General features: G+C 55.1%; 18 protein-coding genes and 7 tRNA genes. 10 read left to right on the forward strand and 15 right to left on the reverse strand.

Annotated elements, in window-relative coordinates; translation table 11 throughout:
- The first annotated feature begins 95 nt into the window (after positions 1-95).
- A complete protein-coding gene (locus CRD18_RS03775) occupies positions 96-1,361 on the forward strand; it encodes a class I SAM-dependent RNA methyltransferase (RefSeq protein WP_049193025.1) in 1,266 nt (421 codons plus the stop codon).
- On the opposite strand, the gene CRD18_RS03780 is transcribed toward CRD18_RS03775, so the two are convergent.
- Complete coding sequence (locus CRD18_RS03780) at positions 1,362-2,663, reverse strand: HRDC domain-containing protein (protein WP_049193026.1); 1,302 nt, start codon at positions 2,661-2,663, stop codon at positions 1,362-1,364.
- Positions 2,664-2,703: 40 nt separating this feature from the next.
- A complete protein-coding gene (locus CRD18_RS03785; RefSeq protein ID WP_016422661.1) occupies positions 2,704-3,258 on the reverse strand; it encodes a DUF3000 domain-containing protein in 555 nt (184 codons plus the stop codon).
- 170 nt (positions 3,259-3,428) lie between these two features.
- On the opposite strand from CRD18_RS03785, the gene hemE reads away from it, so the two are divergent.
- From hemE to hemQ, 3 genes are all read left to right on the forward strand, one after another.
- Entirely contained in the window at positions 3,429-4,538 is a 1,110-nt protein-coding gene (gene hemE, locus CRD18_RS03790; RefSeq protein ID WP_049193027.1) for a uroporphyrinogen decarboxylase, read from the forward strand.
- Between the two features lie 105 nt (positions 4,539-4,643).
- Positions 4,644-6,122: a protoporphyrinogen oxidase gene (gene hemG, locus CRD18_RS03795; protein WP_049193028.1), complete on the forward strand. Its 1,479-nt coding sequence runs from the start codon at positions 4,644-4,646 to the stop codon at positions 6,120-6,122.
- A gap of 84 nt (positions 6,123-6,206) precedes the next feature.
- Positions 6,207-6,905 (forward strand): hydrogen peroxide-dependent heme synthase, encoded by a 699-nt coding sequence (gene hemQ, locus CRD18_RS03800; protein ID WP_049173031.1) that lies wholly within the window; start codon positions 6,207-6,209, stop codon positions 6,903-6,905.
- A 91-nt stretch (positions 6,906-6,996) separates the two neighbouring features.
- Here hemQ and msrB read toward each other — a convergent pair whose 3' ends face one another.
- The 3 genes from msrB to CRD18_RS03815 all read right to left on the reverse strand — a co-directional run bounded on the left by msrB (position 6,997) and on the right by CRD18_RS03815 (position 9,627).
- On the reverse strand, positions 6,997-7,422 hold the full coding sequence (gene msrB / locus CRD18_RS03805) for a peptide-methionine (R)-S-oxide reductase MsrB (protein WP_048733231.1): 426 nt from the start codon (positions 7,420-7,422) through the stop codon (positions 6,997-6,999).
- Entirely contained in the window at positions 7,415-8,671 is a 1,257-nt protein-coding gene (locus CRD18_RS03810) for a glycosyltransferase family 87 protein (RefSeq protein ID WP_070827430.1), read from the reverse strand. Before CRD18_RS03810 ends, msrB begins: the two co-directional genes overlap by 8 nt.
- Positions 8,672-8,814: 143 nt before the next feature.
- Complete coding sequence (locus tag CRD18_RS03815) at positions 8,815-9,627, reverse strand: dihydrofolate reductase family protein (protein ID WP_049193029.1); 813 nt, start codon at positions 9,625-9,627, stop codon at positions 8,815-8,817.
- Positions 9,628-9,730: 103 nt separating this feature from the next.
- Between CRD18_RS03815 and CRD18_RS03820 the strand changes: the two genes are divergently transcribed.
- The gene (locus CRD18_RS03820) at positions 9,731-10,228 is read left to right on the forward strand and encodes a ferritin (protein ID WP_070438323.1); all 498 of its coding nucleotides are present in this window, start codon (positions 9,731-9,733) and stop codon (positions 10,226-10,228) included.
- Between the two features lie 67 nt (positions 10,229-10,295).
- On the opposite strand, the gene CRD18_RS03825 is transcribed toward CRD18_RS03820, so the two are convergent.
- From CRD18_RS03825 to CRD18_RS03870, 10 genes are all read right to left on the reverse strand, one after another.
- On the reverse strand, positions 10,296-12,194 hold the full coding sequence (locus CRD18_RS03825; protein WP_049193209.1) for a radical SAM protein: 1,899 nt from the start codon (positions 12,192-12,194) through the stop codon (positions 10,296-10,298).
- The gene (locus CRD18_RS03830; protein ID WP_070438326.1) at positions 12,187-12,483 is read right to left on the reverse strand and encodes a hypothetical protein; all 297 of its coding nucleotides are present in this window, start codon (positions 12,481-12,483) and stop codon (positions 12,187-12,189) included. Before CRD18_RS03830 ends, CRD18_RS03825 begins: the two co-directional genes overlap by 8 nt.
- Positions 12,480-13,169, reverse strand: coding sequence for a hypothetical protein (locus tag CRD18_RS03835; RefSeq protein WP_049193212.1), 690 nt, complete (start codon positions 13,167-13,169; stop codon positions 12,480-12,482). Before CRD18_RS03835 ends, CRD18_RS03830 begins: the two co-directional genes overlap by 4 nt.
- Positions 13,170-13,247: 78 nt before the next feature.
- Positions 13,248-14,204, reverse strand: coding sequence for a DUF1963 domain-containing protein (locus tag CRD18_RS03840; RefSeq protein WP_049193214.1), 957 nt, complete (start codon positions 14,202-14,204; stop codon positions 13,248-13,250).
- Positions 14,205-14,352: 148 nt separating this feature from the next.
- Positions 14,353-14,428 (reverse strand) — tRNA-Gly (locus tag CRD18_RS03845).
- 27 nt (positions 14,429-14,455) lie between these two features.
- A tRNA-Val gene (locus CRD18_RS03850) sits at positions 14,456-14,530 on the reverse strand.
- Between the two features lie 66 nt (positions 14,531-14,596).
- Positions 14,597-14,669 (reverse strand) — tRNA-Gly (locus tag CRD18_RS03855).
- A 27-nt stretch (positions 14,670-14,696) separates the two neighbouring features.
- Positions 14,697-14,771, reverse strand: a tRNA-Val gene (locus CRD18_RS03860).
- 32 nt (positions 14,772-14,803) lie between these two features.
- Positions 14,804-14,874, reverse strand: a tRNA-Cys gene (locus CRD18_RS03865).
- A 66-nt stretch (positions 14,875-14,940) separates the two neighbouring features.
- A tRNA-Gly gene (locus CRD18_RS03870) sits at positions 14,941-15,013 on the reverse strand.
- Between the two features lie 357 nt (positions 15,014-15,370).
- Between CRD18_RS03870 and CRD18_RS03875 the strand changes: the two genes are divergently transcribed.
- From CRD18_RS03875 to thrS, 5 genes are all read left to right on the forward strand, one after another.
- Positions 15,371-15,445: transfer RNA gene (locus CRD18_RS03875), tRNA-Val, on the forward strand.
- 185 nt (positions 15,446-15,630) lie between these two features.
- A complete protein-coding gene (locus CRD18_RS03880; RefSeq protein WP_040361738.1) occupies positions 15,631-16,221 on the forward strand; it encodes a copper resistance CopC family protein in 591 nt (196 codons plus the stop codon).
- Positions 16,222-16,225: 4 nt separating this feature from the next.
- A complete protein-coding gene (locus CRD18_RS03885; protein ID WP_049193674.1) occupies positions 16,226-16,834 on the forward strand; it encodes a copper chaperone PCu(A)C in 609 nt (202 codons plus the stop codon).
- A gap of 287 nt (positions 16,835-17,121) precedes the next feature.
- On the forward strand, positions 17,122-18,348 hold the full coding sequence (locus CRD18_RS03890; RefSeq protein WP_040361740.1) for a Dyp-type peroxidase: 1,227 nt from the start codon (positions 17,122-17,124) through the stop codon (positions 18,346-18,348).
- Between the two features lie 159 nt (positions 18,349-18,507).
- Positions 18,508-20,502: a threonine--tRNA ligase gene (gene thrS, locus CRD18_RS03895; RefSeq protein WP_222867477.1), complete on the forward strand. Its 1,995-nt coding sequence runs from the start codon at positions 18,508-18,510 to the stop codon at positions 20,500-20,502.
- Positions 20,503-20,523 lie beyond the last annotated feature (21 nt).

Below are 20,523 nucleotides of genomic sequence, written 5' to 3' on the forward strand. Positions count from 1 at the left end.
CCAGTTAGAAAAGGATCTGCAGGCGCCACTGTGCACTGCCCGCCGCCGTCACCCGACGGCGGCTTTTCTCTTGTCAGCGGGTAGTATCACACTGCGTGAACATCGAAGTGACTATTGACCGTCCCGCTGCCGGCGGAGAATTCATTGCCAGCTACGACGGACGAATCGGTTTCGTCACCGGCGGTATCCCCGGCGAACGCGTTGTTGTCGAAATTGCCAAACCTGATGCCAAGCTGTGGCGCGGCAATGTCGTTGAGGTTTTGGATGCCTCAGAGCATCGAATTTCGCAGCGTTGCGAAGCAGCTCAGCAGGGCGCGGGCTGTTGCGACTGGGGTTTTATTGATCCTGAGCACGCGGCGCGTCTCAAGGCTGATGTCTTGACCGATTGCCTGCGCCGTCTTGGACGTTTCACCGCCGACGAGCTGCCAGCTATCGATGTTCTTCCACTGGCTCCGACCTCCCGTTGGCGCACGCGCGTGCGGCTGGGTGTGGATTCCCAGGGACGAGCGGGATTACGTCGTTCCCGTTCCCACGAGCTCGTCATCGGCTCCGAGTGCGTCCAAACAGTTCCCAATCTCATCGCTGGCTTTTCGACGGCCGGAACCATCCCCGCCGCTAAGCCTGCTCGCGGTCGCGGGAGCAAGAAGCCGAAGCCAGGAGAACTCCATGTGGCCATGGACACGGAGGGTAACCGAAGTGCTGTGTACGTTTCCGGCACCGGCAGGAACCGCAAGCAAACGGTGATTGAAGGCGAGCCAACCACACAGCACACTGTTCACGGAATTACTTTCGATGTGCCGACTACCGGTTTTTGGCAAGCCCATTGCCATGCCCCTGAGTTCTATGGATCGCGCATCATTGAACTGTTGGCCGGTCAGTCTTTCTCCTGTGGTTGGGATCTTTACGGTGGCGCAGGCGTTCTGTCGGCGGCACTGCGCAAGCTAGTTGACGCAGAGGGCTCAATTCTCTCTGTCGAGGGTTTTGCAGCGGCAGCGACGGCGGGGCGCAAGGCCTTCACTGCAGCTGACCACAGTGCGAATGCGTCGTCTGCGGCACCAGTCCGGTTCGTTACTGGGGATGTCACCAAGGTAGTGCGCCGCGAAGTTGCTAATGAGGAAACACCAAACCCGGATATCGTCGTTCTCGACCCTCCGCGCTCCGGTGCTGGTAAGGATGCCGTTGCAGCTATTGCTCAGGCAAAGCCACGCGTGGTTGTACATTTCGGTTGCGATCCGGCGACTTTTGCCCGCGATGCCCGGTACTGGGCTGACTACGGCTACGCGTTCAAACACCTCGAGGTCGTTGACGCATTTGGCCTAACGCATCACTTTGAAACCATCGCGGTGCTAGAGCGGCTGTAGCTAGAGTGGCTGCCGCATGGGCGCAAGAACGTTGGCGCCGATCACGTCGGCAAGCAAATGTGCCTGCCATGGGCGGAAACCCTGTTCGCTGAGGTGAGCGGAGATTTCGGTAACGGCTGGCAGGCCGCCAGCGTAGTTGTCGTGGTGGCGGAAAACGAATGAGCCGACTGCGCGGCTGTGAATCCACCACACCAGTTCACGTGTCTGCGCGGAAGTGATGAGTGTATCTTTGCGCAGATGTATTTGGGCACAGACGTTGTCGATGCAGTCTCGCGTGGTTTCGAAAATCTCGGCGGCTTGTGGGGCATGTTCAGCCCAACGCCGAAAGTGGGGCATCTGGTTGGGAGCCTGCTTCTGGGGCTTCGGCCATGACGACCTGGGTTCCTGACGGGCTTCATTAACGACCTTCAACCAAGCGTCCGCAGCACCGCGACGGCGACGTGGAAATCCACGGATTGCAGTCAGTTCACGCTGCGTACCGGGGAGTTGTTCTGCGATTGTACGTAGAACGCTGTGACCCATGACGTGTGTTGGGGAGACATCACGGCGCTGCGCGATTTCGTCACGCTCAGTCCACAGTGCACGGGCGACGTGAAGTTGTTCGGGAGTGCGCAGCTTCCCAATCCCTTTGAGCCCCTGCCACGAGTGTCCGACGTGCAGGCCATCGAGGTATTTACGGTTTAGAGCGAGTTCGCGTTCGCATTCCTGTTCCAGCCATTCCAAACGGTCGAGCTCAGTCAGCGCCTGACAAAGAACCTCGGCGAGTTCGATGAGCAGCTCGACATCCAAGGCTGCGTAGTCCAGCCAATCTGCTGGCAGTGGACGAGTAGACCAATCCTCTCGACCGTGCCCCTTGGCAAGTCCAACTCCGAGGAGTCGCTCTGTCAGAGCTGCTAAGTTGACTCGCTCCAGGCCGAGAAGGCGGCCGGCCAGCTCAGTGTCAATGACTTTGGTGGGGTAGAGGCCCAGAGCTGCGAGGCAGGGAAGGTCAGAATGAGCGGCGTGAATAATCCAGGTCAGGTCGTTGACTGAGGAACCAAAAACGGCCATCGCCTTGCGACCATCTTCGGGATCGATGAGAAAGGTGCCCGCTCCACGGCGGCGAAATTGAAGCAGGAAGGCGCGGTCGTCGTAGCGATATGCCGAAGCTCGTTCAGTATCGACTGCGAGCCAACCGTGTCCTTTGGCCAGCTGCTCACCGGCGTCAATAATGTCGTCGATGGCAGAAAGCACGCGTGGAGTTCCCTCGGCTGGGGCAAGTCTTACTTCTACGTCGGGACTAGTTTCCACGTCGGAGCTCATCGCACGCCTCTTCGGTCGTCGGTATCAGCAGTCGCCGGTATCAGCCCAGCAGGGAAACGCCGACGGGTGGCAGACCAGCGACGTTCGCTAGTACCTGAGCGAAGGATTCAACGTGGGTGCGCAGGTCGGTGCCACGAGCAGTCCACGATGCGCGCATTTCTAATTGAAAGGCCTGTGGCTTGCCGCCGATCTCGCCATAGCGGACAGAGTTCGTAGTAGTCACCGTGCCACCCAAGTTCGACAGTTCGGCGTTGTTCTCAGCCAGAGCCTCGGTGAGCCATTGCCAGGCAACCTGGGGAAGCAACGGATCTTCCGCGAGGGAGGCATCCATATCCGCCTGGATGTATGCAACCAAGCGCATGTCACCGTCCCAGGTTTCCTCACTGCGGGGGTCATGGAGCAAAATTAAACGACCAAAGGCATCGTCGTCCGAGGACTCGGGGACGATATCAGCTTCGGGCTGCGTGACCTCAAGCGAGACAGCGTGGCTAAACGGTGCCAGCTTCTGCGGTGGCCGAACGGTGCCCAGAGCAATCTCAGGTCGCAGTTCAGCAGAGTGCATTGACTGGACCGCGGCGCGGAAGTTCTGTGGCATTGAATCGGTTCCATTCACGCGCCTGAACTTAGCCATATGACGCTTGCGTTAGTGGGAGGCGCGCCGAAAAGAGTGGGAAGCGACCAAGCGGTTCGTCGAAAACGCACAGCAGGGCGAGCGATTTCCCTGTTCTTAGTACCCCACACATCAATTTCTAAGGTAAGTGGGGCATGATTGTCCGTATGAACAATCGTCGCACTTTGACTGATGCCCCGATTCTTGATGCAGCTTACGGTCGAACTCCGTCGCGCCGCCCGGTGTGGTTTATGCGGCAAGCTGGTCGTTCACTGCCTGAGTACCGTGAGGTGCGCAAGGACATCGGTATGTTGGACTCTTGCTTCCGCCCGGAACTGCTCGCTGAGATTACTATGCAGCCGGTACGTAGGCACGACGTTGATGCTGCGATTCTTTTTTCCGATATCGTCGTGCCACTGAAGGCCGCAGGTGTCAACCTGGATATTGTTCCTGGCCGCGGTCCAGTAATGGATACTCCGGTGCGCTCGGAAGCAGACATTAAGGCGCTGCCGGAAGTCACGGAAGAGCAACTCGCTCCGGTGGCCGAGGGTATCGGCCTCATTCTGCAAGAGCTGACTGAGACTCAGGCACTCATTGGCTTCGCCGGTGCACCATTCACTTTGGCGTCGTACCTGATCGAAGGCGGTCCATCCCGCAATCACGAGCGCACTAAGGCGCTGATGCACTCGGACCCTGAATTGTGGGATCACCTGATGCAGAAAATCACTCCGATGGTGATTGCTTTCCTGCGCGCGCAGATTGGTGCTGGTGTGGACGCTATTCAGCTCTTCGACTCCTGGGCTGGCTATCTCACCGAGCGTGATTACCGCCGCTTTGTGTTGCCGTACTCGAAGGAAATCTTCCAGGCCGTCGCCGACGCCGGCATTCCGCGCATCCACTTCGGTGTGGGCACCGGCGAGCTTCTCGGTGCGATGGCTGAAGCCGGCCCAGAAGTCATGGGCGTCGACTGGCGCGTGCCACTGGACGTTGCTGCCAACCGCATTCGTGCCACGCTTTCCGACGTTCACCGAGGCGCAGACCCTGCGGAAAACAGCCTTGCATTGCAGGGAAACCTTGACCCGGCGATTCTCTTTGCCGGTGAAGATGCAATGACCCAAGAGATTCAGCGCATCTGCTCTGAGGCGGACCGTGCAATTAAGCGTGGTGACGCCCGTGGACATATCTTCAACTTGGGTCACGGGGTGCTACCGAATACCGATGCCGACGCGATTACGCGCGCCGTTGAGATCATTCACGCAACGTAAAAGCCGACGCAACAGGCGTGTAAAACACGCACTAGCTAATTTCCTACAAGTCTTATCGACCGTGCCCGCTCGAGGCGCGGGCATAGAGAAAGCGTACGAAATACCGTGGTTGCACAACCTTCTACCATTGCCGTCATAGGTGGCGGTATCTCCGGCCTGACCGCAGCGTATGAGTTGCGTAAAAAGCTCGGACCCGCCGCAAGAATAATTGTCATCGAGTCCAGTGCACAGGTCGGCGGCAAGCTGAAGACTCGAACAGGAACTAACGGCCCTCTCGAAGCGGGCGCTGAGGCGTACCTGGCGTTCCGTCACGATGCCACCGAGTTTTTCAAGGAACTCGGTTTGGCAGATCAGCTAGTCGCCCCTTCGGGGCTGCCTTCCAAGCTCTACATTGGAGGTGAACTCAAGGACCTTCCGCGTAACACGGTCACCGGTATTCCAGGAAGCTCAGAAGGGTTGGGCTACCTCCTCAGCGAGGCCACCCTCGCCAAGATTGATGCCGAGTCGAACCCCGAGCTCACTCCAGCCTTGCACTGGGTACTGGGAGACGACATGAATGTCGGCCAGCTGGTCGCGGCGCGGCTCGGTGAGGAAGTCGTTGACCGCATCGTCTCCCCGCTGCTCGGGGGCGTCTACTCAACCACCGCATACGATCTGGGTCTGCGTGCGACCATCCCACAGCTGGCGGCAGCGCTTGATGAAATGGCTAGTGTCGGTGACCATGTCAGCCTCACCGGCGCTGTCCAGCGCGTTCTGGAAGCACGTAAGGAGGCGCAGCAGGCGCGTCTGAGTAGTGAGGCTGCGACAGATTCGACGAAGACGAAGCGACCGGTGGTCTTCCAAACGTTCCGCGATGGCTTCGAGGTTCTCTACAACACGCTTGTCGACGAATCGGGAGCCGAACTCCTCTTGTCGACGAAGGCTACTGGTCTGCGCCAGCATGACAACGGCTTTGAGGTGACAGTGGAACTGCCGTCGGAAAGCGGCACGAGCATTAGCACTATCGACGTCGACGGTGTTGTCGTGGCGGCACCTTCTGCAACCACATCGGAGCTGTTGAGCAATCTTGCGCCAGAGGCGGCCGAGCTCATTGGTGGGGTAGACACGTCGAACTCGGCGGTGGTCGGTATGTGTTTCGACTCGTCGGAAGGACTGCCGGAGATCAACGGCGTGTTGTGCGAGATTGGTGCTGACCTGTCCGCGAAAGCTTTTACAGTGTCGTCCCGGAAGTGGCCACATATTGGTGAGCGCTACGGTGCCGTTGTGAGGGCAAGCTTCGGCCGTTTTGATGATGACTCGCACGTGCATCGTAGCGACGAGGACCTCATCGCCAGGGCAAAAGCAGATTTGGCTAAGGCGACTGGCTTTGATGCCGAACCGACAGCGGTTTTCGTCCAGCGTTGGTGGGCGGGGATTCCACGCTTCGATATGGGGCATGGAGGCCTGATGGATTTTGCTCGCCAGGATTTGGCCGAGGTGCCTAAGCTTGCAGCAACAGGGGCGTGGCTCAGTGGCCCGGGCATTCCGGAATGTATCTCCAACGCCAAGGCTGCGGCCAGCAAGATTGCTGCGGAGCTGGCATAAAGCTGCGAGATTGGTGCTGAGTACGAAACTGGCGCTGACCCATCGTTTTTAAACAAACCTTTCAACCGAACTAGGAGACAACTAATGACCAAGCTCGATTTCAAGAAGCTCAACGACACCATCCGCTACACCATGTGGTCTGCCTTCAAGGTGACCCCAGGTGCACTCGGTGATAACCGCGAAGAGGCAGTGGCTAAGACCAAGGAATTCCTGGCTCGTTACGAAGACACTGATCTGATCATCCGTGGTTTCTACGATGTTTCGGCCATGCGTGCTGAAGCCGACTTCATGTTCTGGATCCACGCAGAGAAGCTGGAAGACCTGCAGGCGTTCTACAACGCCTTCCTGCGCGAGACTCCGCTGGGCAAGGCATCCACTCCGCACTGGTCGAACGCTGCGCTGCACCGTCCAGCTGAGTTCAACAAGTCGCACCTGCCGTCGTTCATCATGGGTGAAGAGCCGGGACGATGGATTGCGGTTTACCCCTTCGTTCGTTCCTACGACTGGTACCTGCTGGAGCCGACCGAGCGACGCCGCATCCTTGCTGAACACGGTATGGCCGGTCGTGACTACCCGGATGTGCGCGCCAATACTGTCCCGGCGTTCGCACTCGGTGACTACGAGTGGATCCTTGCATTCGAGGGGCCGGAGCTCGACCGCATTGTGGACTTGATGTGGAAGATGCGTTACACCGAGGCTCGTCTGCACGTCCGCGAAGAGATTCCGTTCCACACGGGACGTCGCGTCGATGACATCGCAGAGATCATCAACGTTCTGCCGTAGCTCACGCAATCAACGAGAGAATCAGCAGCGCCGCTGGTCAAGCCCCGTTAACTGACGGGATTTTGACCAGCGGCGCTGCTTCTCTATCTAGTTATTCAGCCGTCTTGTCCGGTTCGAGCGTGAGTGAAATTGAATTGATGCAATAACGCAGGTCGGTCGGAGTATTGTATCCCTCACCCTCAAAGACGTGGCCGAGGTGAGACTTGCAACGACTGCACAGCACTTCGGTACGGACCATACCGAGGCTGGTGTCTCGGCGCTCAATAATCCGGTCTCCAGCTAGTGGAGAGAAGAAGGATGGCCAACCGCAGTGAGAGTCGAACTTCTCGTTCGACCGAAACAGCTCGTAACCACAGGCCCGGCAGCGGTAGACACCTTGAGTCTTGGTATCGGTGTACTCACCGGTGAAGGCGCGTTCAGTACCTGCCTGACGCAAAACCTGGTACTCCGCGGCACTGAGGCGTTCGCGCCATTCTTCTTCGCTCAGATTCCAGTCTTCGCTATGCGAATCAACCATTCTGAATAGCCTCCTCAGACTTGAGATCAGATTCCTGATTAGACTTCCTGCCTGCTATCTTCCAGTCGCTCAGCCAGCTGAAGCCGGATGCAAAGCTACGCCCATTGACGGCATCCACAATCGTCATTCGAATGAGTGCTGCCGTGATGGAGAGAATAAGAACGGCCCATCCAATACCGCCGATTGCAACCGTGAACCACGGGAAAAAGAGGTCATCTTCATCAATCCACCAATTGGCGTAGAAGAAACAGAGTACGACTCCGAGTCCTGCGCCCCAATTCAACATGACTGTCGAACCAATATTTCCTTCATTGTCGCGAGCCAAAACCAATGGGCGAAGCACGGTGAGAACCATTGGCAAGAGCGTCATCGAGTAGTACTGCTGGCCCAGGCTGGAAAGGAAGAACGCGCCGGTGAAGAGAACTCCGGAAGTCGTAGCAATCCAGAATATCTCATCCCTTTCGAGCCAGCGAAGAAGGAGCACGACGGATACCAAGACGAAAATGCCGAAAAAGATCTGCCACAGCAAAATCAGGGTCGGATGGGCACCTAGCCAAACAAGCTGTCCAGTCAGTGAAGCATTTGCAAAGTCACGGACAACTCCCAGGTAGGGGACGGTGATATCTAGGTAGTCACGTGGTTGGACCATGAGCGGCCACGCAATGACATTGGCTGCAATTACCACTCCGATACTGGTCAGTACCGTAGAGAACTGCCTGCGCATGAACGGTAGGAACAGCATTGGCAAGAAAACAGGTTTAATGGTGATTGCGATACCGATGATCAGGCCGGCCAGGATATTGCGCCGCTCGGTCAGAGCAATAAAAAACAGCACTAATGCAAGGAAGAGTGAACCGTTGACGTTCGTAAAATCAAGGGTGTTGGTAACGGGTTCCGTGAGGTAGAGCAGTGCTATCGACGCTGGAATGATGGGGCCAGAGCGCGCAATACCAAGCCACCTCAGCAGCAATACAATTGCCGCAATGATTGCAGCTGACTGAAACACCGCAAACCAGATTCGGCCCGATTCAAGCGAGCCGAACAAATCAATCGGGGCTAAAAGTAGGGTAGCGCCTGGGGAATACAGATAGTGCGGATCGGCTGTTACGTAGTCTTCCGAATAAACGGGTACCTGCGATACGAATCGATTAATTGCCGACCAGACGGTCGTAAAGTCATCTGTGCCAGAAACGTCTTTCGGCAAAACCCAGGTGCGGTGAAAAATCACCACAGCTGCGATAGGCCACAAGAAAGCGCTGAGTCCTCGCGACACGTGCCGAGACAGAGGGCGTGGAGCCACCGAATTTGTCTCTGGCGTGTCCTTGGACGTTTGCGTTAATGCCGTTGCGCTTGCGCTCACGTCGATTTTTGGTTTACTCACAATACTCCACCCTACTGGGTGAAGCTGCGGGAATAGCGTAGGAAGATGTGTGAGTCGGAACGTAGGATATCCCGCACTTCAAAAGCCTGCGGGTTCGTCGAGTTCGAGTCCTCATCAGGGTCGTTCTCGCCGAAAGTCAGGGGGCCGTTACCCACCCACATCGGCGACAATGTCAGGAACAGTTCGTCGACGCACCCCTTTTTGAATGCTTCTCGATACATCGTCGATCCACCCTCTACGACAATGTCCCGATACCCATGTTCAGCCAGCCACGTTAACGCCGCTTTTACCGAGGGGTTAGGGAACTTAACGACGCGAGCCCCGGCCGACTCCATCTTTTTAGCTTTGTTCTTGTGAGCGGCTCTTGCCTCTTCATCATTAAAAGCATCTTTAGTCGGGGTGAAGATTATCGGAGGATTGACTTCTGCATTCGCGAAAAAGTCAGATTTTATATCTAAATCCAACGAGCGCGAAAGTGTGGACATCGCCACGTGCTCGGAGCGACCTAGCTTCTGTCGAACGGCCTCTAGGTACTCCGGTATCTCAACTGGCCCGTACCCCTCGGACGCAATGGTGCCTGTACCAACGAAAACGACGTCGGCAAGCGCGCGAAGCGTGTTGAAAACCGTGGCATCGGTGTCGTTGCCAAGCTGGCCAGAGGTGCCTTCGACGGCGCCGCGTCCGTCCAAGCTGGTGACGGCGATGGCCGTGACGGTGGAGGTGTTGTGAGACACCGCCGCTGTATCATGTGTCGTTTGCGCAGGTCGAGAAAGAAACTGCAGAATTTCGTCGGTCGATGGGCTTACGGAGGTGAGTGTAGCCATACCGCCGAGGTTAAGCCGACGATTGCAGAATAGGCAAGGCCTGGCTTATAAGGGAAGTATTATAATCGTTGTCATTTATAACGATTGGACTTATAGTAGGGGCATGCGACTAACAGATACTCTTGAGAAGGCATTCAACGACCAGATCACTATGGAGCTCACCGCTTCCCACGTCTACCGCCAGCTGGCAATCGAACTGGACCTGCTGGATTTCTCCGGCATGGCAGAGTGGATGCGTGCACAGGCGGATGAGGAAGTTGATCACGCGAACCAGTTCATCGCACACCTCGATGCTCGCGACAACCACCCGCAGATTGGTGCTGTCGACGCACCGGAGGTGAAGGTCACTTCCGCAATCGATGCATTCCGCATTGCTCTCGAGCATGAAGAGAAGGTTTCGGCATCTATCCGTAACCTCCGCAAGCTTGCTGATAGCGAGGGTGATCTCGACTCCCGCCCGCTGCTGGACAGCTTCGTGGTTGAGCAGATTGAGGAAGAGGACACCGTGCGTGGCATCATCGGTCGCCTGGAGATTGTTGGCGACAACGGTGCTGGCCTGCTGCGTATCGACCGGGAGCTTGGCGCTCGCGACGCAGCTTAACGTCAAACTCGATTTGTGAGTTCGAAAAGAGAAGACCGCTCCAGGGAAGTTCCTGGGGCGGTCGTTTCTATGTAGCCTGAATATCAATTGACGGATCTGGCTTCCAATCAAACCGAAATTCGTGGAAGGGAAGATTCACCGTTTCCAGGTGGTAGAACGCGTTTTTGGCGTGCTTTGCGTAGTGGTATTCACGAGCTTTGATCGTTGTGATCGATAAGAGATTGCCATAATCGGGAAGGAACGTGTGTGCGTACTGCTTGAAAAACCCGGTTAAATCCAAAATCCAACCACCTTCCGCGCGAGTCAGTTCTGCGGCATAAAAATCGGTCGTGGCGACGTGCTCCATCTTTGTTCGGGCCTCGTCTCCATAGACAACGAGATTGTCACGCAAGAGTTGTACCCGGACCGCGTTAATTGCGCCGTCGCCTGCATTCAGTGCCCAAAGGTCGTCTGCGACAAACACCTTGATGCTATCGCTAGGCGAAATATTGGCCTGGGTGATGCGACCATAGAGTCGGCTGGAGAACAAGTCACAGGACGCCTCGTTGACATGGAGACGTATCGCACCTTTTCGGAACAACGTTGCCAAATTAGAATCGCGGTTGATAATCGATGTAATCGAGTTCTTCTCTTCGAAGAGCTCGGGATTAAACTCAATTACTCGAGGAACTGACAGGTCATCGTAAATACGCGGCTGGTTTTGTCGAATGAATGAGTCAACAAGGCGGCGCGAAACTTCCGGCTTGGGCGGAAAGCGATGTGGTTGGGCGCGATAAAGCGCCTTCTGGATACCGCAGGTATAGGCCTTGTCCTGCTGGGTGTTGTTGCGTTGAATTGGACACCCGGCATGGCAGAGATAGAAATACTCACAGCTAATGCAGTCACTGGATAGAGCAGGATTGGCCCGCTCATAAGCGCGAATGGCATCGCCGCCGCGCGTAATCAACTCAGGCATTCCCAGTTGGAGAATATTGCCAAACTTCAAGTCAGGTTCTGCCTGACCTCTGTGGCACGGGTAAACGTCCCCGTCCTTCTGCACTAGAAAGTTATTGGTGCCGCAATTGATCTGATTAGTGCAGTAACCGTGGGTAAATTCCTTGAACCACTCATAATAAATGGCTTGTTCGAACTTTGTGCCTTCGAAATGGAGCCGCAAAGCTTCGAAGAATTCAACCATTTCCTGCTGGTTGAGCTGGGAAGTGTAGTCCGACTTCACGCTATCGTAGGCAAACATGATGTAGAAGTCGGTAACCATGTCAAAACCATGTTCATCGAGCCATTCAATATCATGAATAAACTCGTCGATGCGTTCGAGGTGTTCTTTCCCAACTACGCAGCTTATCTGCTTGCGGAATGGATATTCACCAAGGAGCAAAACATTGTTAATTGTTCGCTTGAGGGTCGATTTCCCCGCCTTGGTTGTACGCAGTTTCTCATGCAGGCTAAATGGCAAATCAAAGCTGCCTGAAATGGAAACTTCGAACTCCTCGTAGAGGGGCCTTAATTTATCGGAGTTGTACAGATTGGTTTTAATGTGGATCGCTGCGCCGTTGCTGCCTAAAGCTTTGAGCTGCAAGCGATACTTAGAGCGATACTCCGTATATGCGTTGAACAGGTCGCGCAATACAGATGCTGGCAAAGTCGAAATTTCCGCACCGTGCAAAAGTAACGAGCTGATGAGGATTCCCTGGTGATCCAGATGGTTCGCAATGCGATTGAATTGTGACACTACATCCGAAGGATTGTCTTTGTTCTCGGTGAGATCGCCCAGGTAGCAGTAACTGCACCCAAGATTGCAATACTGGTTAGGAACAAAGGTCAGCTTAATTGCTTTGTGGTGAAGTCTGAATCCAGCTTTAGTGGTTACAGCTGCTTGAAAAGTGGCGTTGTCCGCAGCAGCGGTCTCATCAAGTGCTGGCACGCCGACGGTAGGAATCGTCGGTAACGGAAGTATTGTCTTAGCCATTATTATTGTTGTTGTTATTGTTATTGTTATTGTTGTTGTTCGAGTCCCCGCCGTCTCCGCTGTCGCTGCCGTCACCGAAATTTAGAGCGTCGCACCAACCGTTGGTAAAACTTCCTGTTTCAGAGAATGGACAGTCAAAGTCCGACTGGTCGAAATAGTCCGGAATGCTGCCGTCGCCACCGGTGCTCGCACCTGTACCGGTACGGTTATGGCCGCCAACGTCTGCAGTTCGCCGATATTTTTCCAGCTCATTTAGTTCTTCGTTTTCCCACGACTCATAGTTCGTCATTTTGCATCGGCCTTTTCATTCTTAGGACGCAGGCTAACTACCAGTGCGTTTGGTTGATTTGGAAGGTATCGTGTCGGCAGGATGGTCCCCGGGGTTACCGCTGCCGCCTCGTAATTCATTAACACCATTGTCTTAGTGGCAGAGTAGGGCTCACCATGCGCCGGGAAGACAGACAGTCCAAGTTCATATTCATTGAGGCCACGAACTTTTCGTCCGGTGTCTTTGATGTATTTCACCTGTGAGTAAGTCGGACGTCCTCGTAGATCAGCCTCTAACATTTCGCGATCAAGAATTCCATCGCGAATCTTGACTTGGTTCAGGAAATCTTGAGCCCGTTTCTCATGCCTGCCGCGGGCAATCTTGACCTTCTCCGGTCGGTCTGGGCGGTACATCACAGGGACGAGTATGCCTTGCTGCAGGAGGGAGTGCTTATGTTCCGGTAGTTGACGGGTCAAAACCGACTTAAAGTGGCTCCCATCTTGTGCCTCGACTGCCATCTGCATGATGACCGTGTAGTAACCCTTCTTATCGGGCTTGCCGGTGACGCTGAAGGATTCGATCTGTCCAACACCAATATTCGCCTGTGGCCACTCCACAGGTTTATCGGATCCGCGGAATTCAACAAAAAATACTAAAAGGGATACAAATACGATAATAACTGCGAATATAAGAAAGTCGCCTACCACTTTATTTACTCCAGGTAATGGTCGAAACTGTGGTTTGGATTAAAGGCAAACCAAATGGGGCGATTGTGGAAAACAAACCTAGCCACAATCCCAGTAGAAAACAGCACCATCGGTCGTGCCAGTATTTTCGGAGCGGTACACCACGGCCTCGCCGGCGTGCATCTTCTTCAACGCGTCTGGGTGAAGGAATACGTGGGCCACACCTAGATCGCCCCACATGGCCTCGAAGGGGAGCTCTTCTTCTTCGAGATATGTGGAATCGATCTCTAGGAAGTGAACGTACCCATCAGGCTGAAAAGGGTCTTGCGCGAAAGCGGGGAAACCGCCAAGCATAATGTTGCTTTGGTTACTGGCTGCGGCTCGCAACTCAACTAGCTCGTCAAAGTAGTCATCGTTATCAAGAAAGTCATCGTCCTTTTCGGACTCCAACGCCTCGTACACTGCTTGGTCAGTGGGAGGGATCATTGCCACTGCACTAGACAAGGAAATCGGAGAGTTCATAACCGTCCCAATATCCTCGTTGAACGGGGAGCAGTAATCCTCGTGCTCTTCATCGAAGGCTGCTGGCTCCGCGGTATGAGGTCCAGGGAAGCTGTGGTTGCCAAAGCCTTCCGCAGGCTCAGGGATATAGCGAATCTCCATGCCGTTTCCTGGCGAATCTGAAGTAAATCCGCCGCTGAGGGGATCAGCGCCGACAAAGAGTTGAAAAATTCCTGATTCGGGAATCAATCCGTCGAGAGTTGCTTCGCTTGTCGACGCCCCCTCCGCACGCACATGACCGACAATATCCGCAAAATTCAGCTGAATGATGTGGAGCAGTGGCTGACCGCTCTTTGCGATGGGCCATGTCGCACCTTCCGGAAGATACGGCCTGCCACCGAAGTACGAACCATGGTCGGTGGGAGTGCTGTTGGAGTAGGGAAGGGTTACGCCTGGTTGAGCAAGTTGGATGAGGCCATCAGTGTCTTCGGAGATAAACTCTCCGGCCTCGATCAACGAGCGAAGTGCTTGAACCTGTGCTGTGAACTCTGACATGGCAGGTGGTTCTTTCTCTCGGAAAACAAGGTGTTTAATCAGGGATTATCCTTCAAACGAAAGGATGCTGCAATAGCTATCCACTGCAGCATCCTTTTCCTTGATTCGCCAAAAAACTCCCTTGTGGAGGACCACAAGGGAGTTAGCGTGGAGCGGATGACGGGACTCGAACCCGCGACCCTAACCTTGGCAAGGTTATGCGCTACCAGCTGCGCTACATCCGCAAATACGCTCGCCCATAAGGGCTTACGTGGTGCGCGATACTGGGATTGAACCAGTGACCTCTTCCGTGTCAGGGAAGCGCTCTCCCACTGAGCTAATCGCGCTGGGGTAAAAGCTATATAGAAGCTTTCAAGCGCAACCCCCTTCCAGGAGAAGGGGGTTTTGCACTGAGCGGATGACGGGACTCGAACCCGCGACCCTAACCTTGGCAAGGTTATGCGCTACCAGCTGCGCTACATCCGCAAATACGCTCGCCCATAAGGGCTTACGTGGTGCGCGATACTGGGATTGAACCAGTGACCTCTTCCGTGTCAGGGAAGCGCTCTCCCGCTGAGCTAAACGCGCATTACATCGAAACCGGTAAGGAATCTCTGCTGAGGTGGAAACGGGAATCGAACCCGTGTACACGGCTTTGCAGGCCGTTGCCTCGCCACTCGGCCATTCCACCGTGAGGCTGCCGCCTCAGTGGTTGCCTCGAAGTTATACCACAGAGCTTAACTTCTTGAGAAACCAGAGCGGATGACGGGACTCGAACCCGCGACCCTAACCTTGGCAAGGTTATGCGCTACCAGCTGCGCTACATCCGCATCACGTTGCAAGGAGAGCGAAGGAGAATCTCAATTGCTCTCTTGCGGTGCGAAAGATACTTTAGCGTGCTTGTGCGATTGATTACAAATTACCAGGTGAACATCTGTATTGTGCCTGTGGGCGTAGGGCTAAAGACCAACCTTTGATGCCTCTGAATCGCAACGATGTCATTTATTCGCTTTCGTGGGTTGGTTACTGGGGGCTATCGAGTCGCTATCGTCATGGAGTTCCATCGGTGGGGTAATAAATCGTCGAACTGCGCAATCGCAAACGCAATGCAACCCAATTAGGGAAACTTCCAAAACGCGTGCTAACTTATTCCGCAGAGCAGCAAAGGCTTAGTGCTTTTCTGTCCGAGTCCCATAGCTCAGTGGAAGAGCGTTCCGTTCACACCGGAAAGGTCGCTGGTTCGAACCCAGTTGGGACTACCATTTAAAACCCCGGTCGACGCATCGTATAAAAACTGCGCGGCCGGGGTTTTGCTGTGTGACCTGAACTATATTCGTCCCTCTCGGGAACTTTTCTGGACTACCATCCGACAATAGGTATAAGGGCAGCGGTCAGACTACTGCTGTTCTTCTCGAACTGTCCCGCTTAAAGGAGTTGAACTGTTCTAGTGAGTCCCCGGGTCGCTTCAGGCGAAACGTTTCGGTTCTCAAAGTCGGGTTTCCGGCGTGCAGTAGCCGCCGCTGCGACGCTTGTAGTCTTTGCAGGCGCGTCAGTTATTAATGCTGGCCCCGCGCATGCTCACGATTCCGTGCTGTCGTCTAACCCAGGCGACAAGCAGGTTCTCGATGAATTTCCGCACCACGTTTCTCTCAAGTTCTCCGGCAACCCCAAGAACAATTTCAACACCGTTGCAATTAGTGATGCAGATGCCAAGGAAGTCCTGTACTCCCACGAGCCAGAGGTAGTGGGTAATGAGGTCTCTTTGGATATCCCTGAGGATATTAATCCAGGCCCTGGTAACTACATCATTGGTTTCCAAATCACCTCCTCTGATGGTCACTCCACCCGAGGAAAGACCTCTTTCTCAGTGGCTGATCCGGATGCTGCTGGCGCAGCCGAAGCCGGGGCAGAATCTCGTCAGACCGGTGCGCACGCCGAGGAAACGAAGTCAATACCGCTATGGGCTTATGGCCTCGGTGGTGGACTCATCGTCATCATCGCCGCTGTCGTCATCGTTATTAATCGAAAGGCAAAATAGACACATGAAGCTCAATCGCACTGCAACTGCACTGATCGCTGGTTCCGCAGCCCTGACCCTTGCTCTGGCAGGTTGCTCGTCCGACGATAACACTGCTGCTGAGGTGACTGAGTCCGCAACCTCCGCTGCGACCGAAGCTACTTCTGAGATGGAGAAGAGTGATGCTGCTGTGCAGCTGGCCGATGCCTACATCAAGGAAAAGCCGGCTGACAAGGGCATGACCGCCATCTTCGGTACGCTGACCAACAACACCGATAAGGACATCAAGGTTTCCTCCTTCAAGCTTGAGGGGCTGAAGGAAGGCACGAAGTTCGAGCAGCACGATACCAAGGACGGCAAGATGTTCGAGGTGCCGGAAGGTTTGACGATTCCTGCTTATGGCGAACTCGTTCTCGAACCGGGTAGCACTCACTTCATGATCATGAACAATGATGAAGCTATGGATGTGGGAGCTGAGTACAAGCTCGTCATTGAGCTTTCCGACGGCTCTAGCATTACCCAGGACGTTGAGGTTCGCGTCCAGCCAGCGGGTGAAGAGGACTACGGTAATGACGGTGACCTGAACAACCCAGAGCACATGGGCGGCGGTGAGATGGATCACTCGGGTCACTAATTCTTGTGACAAGTTGGTCAAGTAATCGCTCGTCGTAAAGCGGGCGTGAGCTCAGGTACGTCGAGGAATTGACTAACTGGAATCTAATGGTGGCAGAAGCGCTGGAGTTGGCAGGTTATTGCAGCATATGCAACGAACTCCGGCGCTTTTCTTTTTCCGAAAAAGGTTTTCGATACGGTCGAATTGGATAGGCCAGTGGTTGCGTTGAAGCTATTGAAAAGTTGGCGGATTCCCAGCCATCTCATGTGCTCCAGTTCGAAGTAATCAGAAAGGTAAGAGTGCACAACATGTCCGAAGGCTTTTCCAGAAGGCGTTTTCTTGGCGGGCTCGGCACCGCCGCAGGAGCCTCAGCGCTCGCCCTGGGGGCGCCGGAAGCCCAGGCGATTGGGTTGGAACGTCCACAGGAAGAGCCACCGAAACCGCCTTTGCAGACAGCAACCGTACCTTTTGATGGCGCTCACCAGGCGGGGATTGCGACGCCCGCACAGGCGAATCTATGGCTAATAGCCTTCAACGTGAAGAAGGGGGTCGATCGCAATCGCCTCCAAAACCTCATGCGTGCCTGGACGGATGACGCCCGCCGAATGACAGCCGGCAAGGCTACTCGAACGGATTTGGAACCCGAGCTCATGGGGAGTCCGGCCAATCTGACTATCACAGTTGGATATGGGGAGAATTTCTTCACAATCATCGATAGGGAAGACCAGAAGCCTGAGTGGCTGGGAGATCTGCCAAAGTACGTTAACGATGAGCTCCGCCCGGAGTGGAACGGCGGAGACCTGTGCCTGCAGATTTGTGCGGACGACCCAGTAATGGTCTCCCATGCGGCCCGAATGATGATCCGAAATGCAGGTTCTTATTTGGATGTTCACTGGGTGCAAGCTGGTTTCCAGCACGCCAATGGTTCTACGCAGGAAGGCGAGACCCCGCGCAATCTCTTCGGTCAGAAGGACGGTACGGTCAACCCGCGCACTCGTGAAGAATTCGACAAGCAGGTGTGGATTGATAGTGGTCCGGATTGGTTGCGGGGCGGTACAGCGATGGTTGTCCGCCGTATCGAAATGGATATTCCAGGCTGGGATGTGTTGGACCGCGAAAGCCGCACTGTTATTACCGGCCGAGATATCGGCACCGGCGCGCCAATTGGAGGTAAGGACGAGTTTGAGACCGTCGACCTGGCGAAGACTGATGAATATGGTCTGCCTCTGACGGATCCGAACAGCCATGTTGCGCTGTCAATGCCTCCGAAAGAGAAACCTAATCAGCGGATTCTGCGACGGGTCTACAACTATGACCTGCCACCGGAACCGAATGGTCGATTCGAGACCAACACCGGCCTGGTATTCATTTGTTTCCAGAAGGACCCGTTGGAGCAGTTCAATCCGATTCAAGAGCGGCTGTCCAAGAACGACCGTCTCAATCAGTGGATTTTCCACATTGGATCCGCCGTGTTTGTTATGCCACGAGGAACTTCTGAGGAGGAGTACTGGGCCCAGGACCTTTTCGAGGCCTGAGTTTTGACCGTGCGGTAAAGTGTGTGAACGACTGACGAAGGTCACCAGGTATGTGATTTTCGAAGACACTTTGAAAAGGAGTACACGCACGCCGTGTCAGAAGAATTTGCAACCCCAGCACCGTTTTCCGTGCCCGCAGGAGTTTCTGCGGGCGAGGCGATGAGAGACCTGGGTTTCCCGAACAAGGGCGTTGACGCCATCGTTTGTGTCCGCGACCCTGAAGGCAATTTGAAGGATCTGTCCTTTAAGCCAGAAGTGGAAACCGTCTTCGAGCCCGTTCCGGCGAATACTCCGGACGGTCGCGATGTCATCCGCCACTCTGCGACTCACGTGATGGCTCAGGCCGTGCAGTTGGAGTTCCCTGGGACGAAGCTGGGCATTGGCCCTGCCATCGACAATGGTTTCTACTACGACTTCCGTGTCGATGAGCCTTTCTCGCCGGAGGATCTCAAGCGCATCGAAAAGCGTATGAAGAAGATCATCAAGTCTGGTCAGCGATTCGAGCGCTTCGCGTTCGAGTCTGCCGATCAGGCGCAGGAAGCGCTTGCCGACGAGCCGTATAAGCTCGAGCTGATTGTTGAAAAGTCGGCCGGCAAGGTGGCCGAAGATGATGAGGCCAATGTCGACGTCGGTGGTGCAGGCACGACCTTGACCGGCTACCGCAACGTCAATCCGCGTACCGGTGAGACCGAGTGGTTTGATCTTTGCCGCGGCCCGCACGTGCCGACCACCCGCTACATCCCTGCTTTTAAGATCATGCGTTCTTCCGCTGCGTACTGGCGGGGTGACCAATCTCGAGATAACCTGCAGCGTGTTTACGGCACTGCGTGGGAGTCCAAGGAAGCGTTAGACGAGTACCTCGACCGCATGCTCGAGGCTGAGAAGCGCGATCACCGCCGTTTGGGCTCCGAGCTGGATTTGTTCAGCTTCCCGGATGAGATTGGTTCTGGTTTCCCGGTATTCCATGTCAAGGGTGGCATCATCCGCAACGAGATGGAGCAGCACTCCCGTCGCCGTCATATCGAAGCGGGCTATGACTTTGTGAACACGCCGCACGTAACTAAGGGTGACTTGTTCAAGAAGTCTGGTCACCTGGACTTCTACGCGGATGGCATGTTCCCGCCGATGCAGCTCGACGGCGAATATGACGAACACGGCAACTGCACCAAGGCTCCGCAGGACTACTACGTCAAGCCGATGAACTGCCCGATGCACAACCTCATTTTCGCATCGCGTGGTCGCAGCTACCGTGAACTTCCGATTCGTATGTTCGAGTTCGGCACCGTCTACCGCTACGAGAAATCAGGCGTTATCCACGGTCTTACCCGAGCCCGTGGCTTTACGCAGGACGATGCCCACATCTACTGCACCGAGGATCAGCTGGAAGAAGAGCTCACTAATGTCCTCGACTTCATCATTTCGCTTCTGCGTGACTACGGCCTGGATGACTTCTACCTGGAGCTGTCTACGAAGGACGAAAAGAAGTTCGTCGGCTCGGATGAAATTTGGGAGAAGTCCACAGCTATTCTCCAGCGCGTTGCCGATGCTTCTGGCCTCGAGCTCGTTCCTGATCCGGGCGGAGCCGCTTTCTATGGTCCGAAGATTTCCGTCCAAGCCCGCGATGCCATCGGCCGTACTTGGCAGATGTCGACGGTACAGCTCGACTTCAACCTGCCGGAGCGCTTCGAGCTCGAGTACACCGCACCTGACGGAACCAAGAAGCGCCCGATTATGATTCACCGTGCGCTTTTCGGCTCCATCGAACGTTTCTTTGGCGTCCTATTGGAGCACTACGCAGGTGCTTTCCCGGCTTGGCTGGCTCCGGAACAGGTTGTTGGTATTCCGGTTGCGGATGACTGTATCCCACACCTGGAGGGCTTTGCTGCACAGCTGAAGTCTCGTGGCATCCGCGTCCACGTGGATACGTCCGATGACCGCATGCAGAAGAAGATTCGCAACCACACCCAGGCCAAGGTTCCGTTCATGATTCTGGCTGGTGCCCGCGACATTGAGGCAGGAGCCGTCAGCTTCCGGTTCCTCGATGGCACTCAGATTAACGGGATGGCAGTTGAGAAGGCTGTCGACATCATCTGTGATTGGGTTGCTTCGCGGAATAACGAACAGCCGAACAAGGAGAATGTCTCTGCTCTCTAGAGGTCGTTAACGCTCTCTAAT

Origin of the sequence: Corynebacterium sp. LK31, assembly GCF_014335015.1 — a bacterium.
In the GTDB taxonomy this organism is placed as follows: Bacteria; Actinomycetota; Actinomycetes; order Mycobacteriales; family Mycobacteriaceae; genus Corynebacterium; species Corynebacterium jeikeium_D.

Coding starts and splice junctions, on each gene's coding strand:
- CRD18_RS03780 (WP_049193026.1), bottom strand. CDS start 2,663: ATGAGCTCCGACGTGGAAACTAGTCCCGACGTAGAAGTAAGACTTGCC.
- CRD18_RS03785 (WP_016422661.1), bottom strand. CDS start 3,258: ATGCCACAGAACTTCCGCGCCGCGGTCCAGTCAATGCACTCTGCTGAA.
- hemE (WP_049193027.1), top strand. CDS start 3,429: ATGATTGTCCGTATGAACAATCGTCGCACTTTGACTGATGCCCCGATT.
- hemQ (WP_049173031.1), top strand. CDS start 6,207: ATGACCAAGCTCGATTTCAAGAAGCTCAACGACACCATCCGCTACACC.
- msrB (WP_048733231.1), bottom strand. CDS start 7,422: ATGGTTGATTCGCATAGCGAAGACTGGAATCTGAGCGAAGAAGAATGG.
- CRD18_RS03815 (WP_049193029.1), bottom strand. CDS start 9,627: ATGGCTACACTCACCTCCGTAAGCCCATCGACCGACGAAATTCTGCAG.
- CRD18_RS03820 (WP_070438323.1), top strand. CDS start 9,731: ATGCGACTAACAGATACTCTTGAGAAGGCATTCAACGACCAGATCACT.
- CRD18_RS03825 (WP_049193209.1), bottom strand. CDS start 12,194: ATGGCTAAGACAATACTTCCGTTACCGACGATTCCTACCGTCGGCGTG.
- CRD18_RS03830 (WP_070438326.1), bottom strand. CDS start 12,483: ATGACGAACTATGAGTCGTGGGAAAACGAAGAACTAAATGAGCTGGAA.
- CRD18_RS03840 (WP_049193214.1), bottom strand. CDS start 14,204: ATGTCAGAGTTCACAGCACAGGTTCAAGCACTTCGCTCGTTGATCGAG.
- CRD18_RS03885 (WP_049193674.1), top strand. CDS start 16,226: ATGAAGCTCAATCGCACTGCAACTGCACTGATCGCTGGTTCCGCAGCC.
- CRD18_RS03890 (WP_040361740.1), top strand. CDS start 17,122: ATGTCCGAAGGCTTTTCCAGAAGGCGTTTTCTTGGCGGGCTCGGCACC.
- thrS (WP_222867477.1), top strand. CDS start 18,508: ATGAGAGACCTGGGTTTCCCGAACAAGGGCGTTGACGCCATCGTTTGT.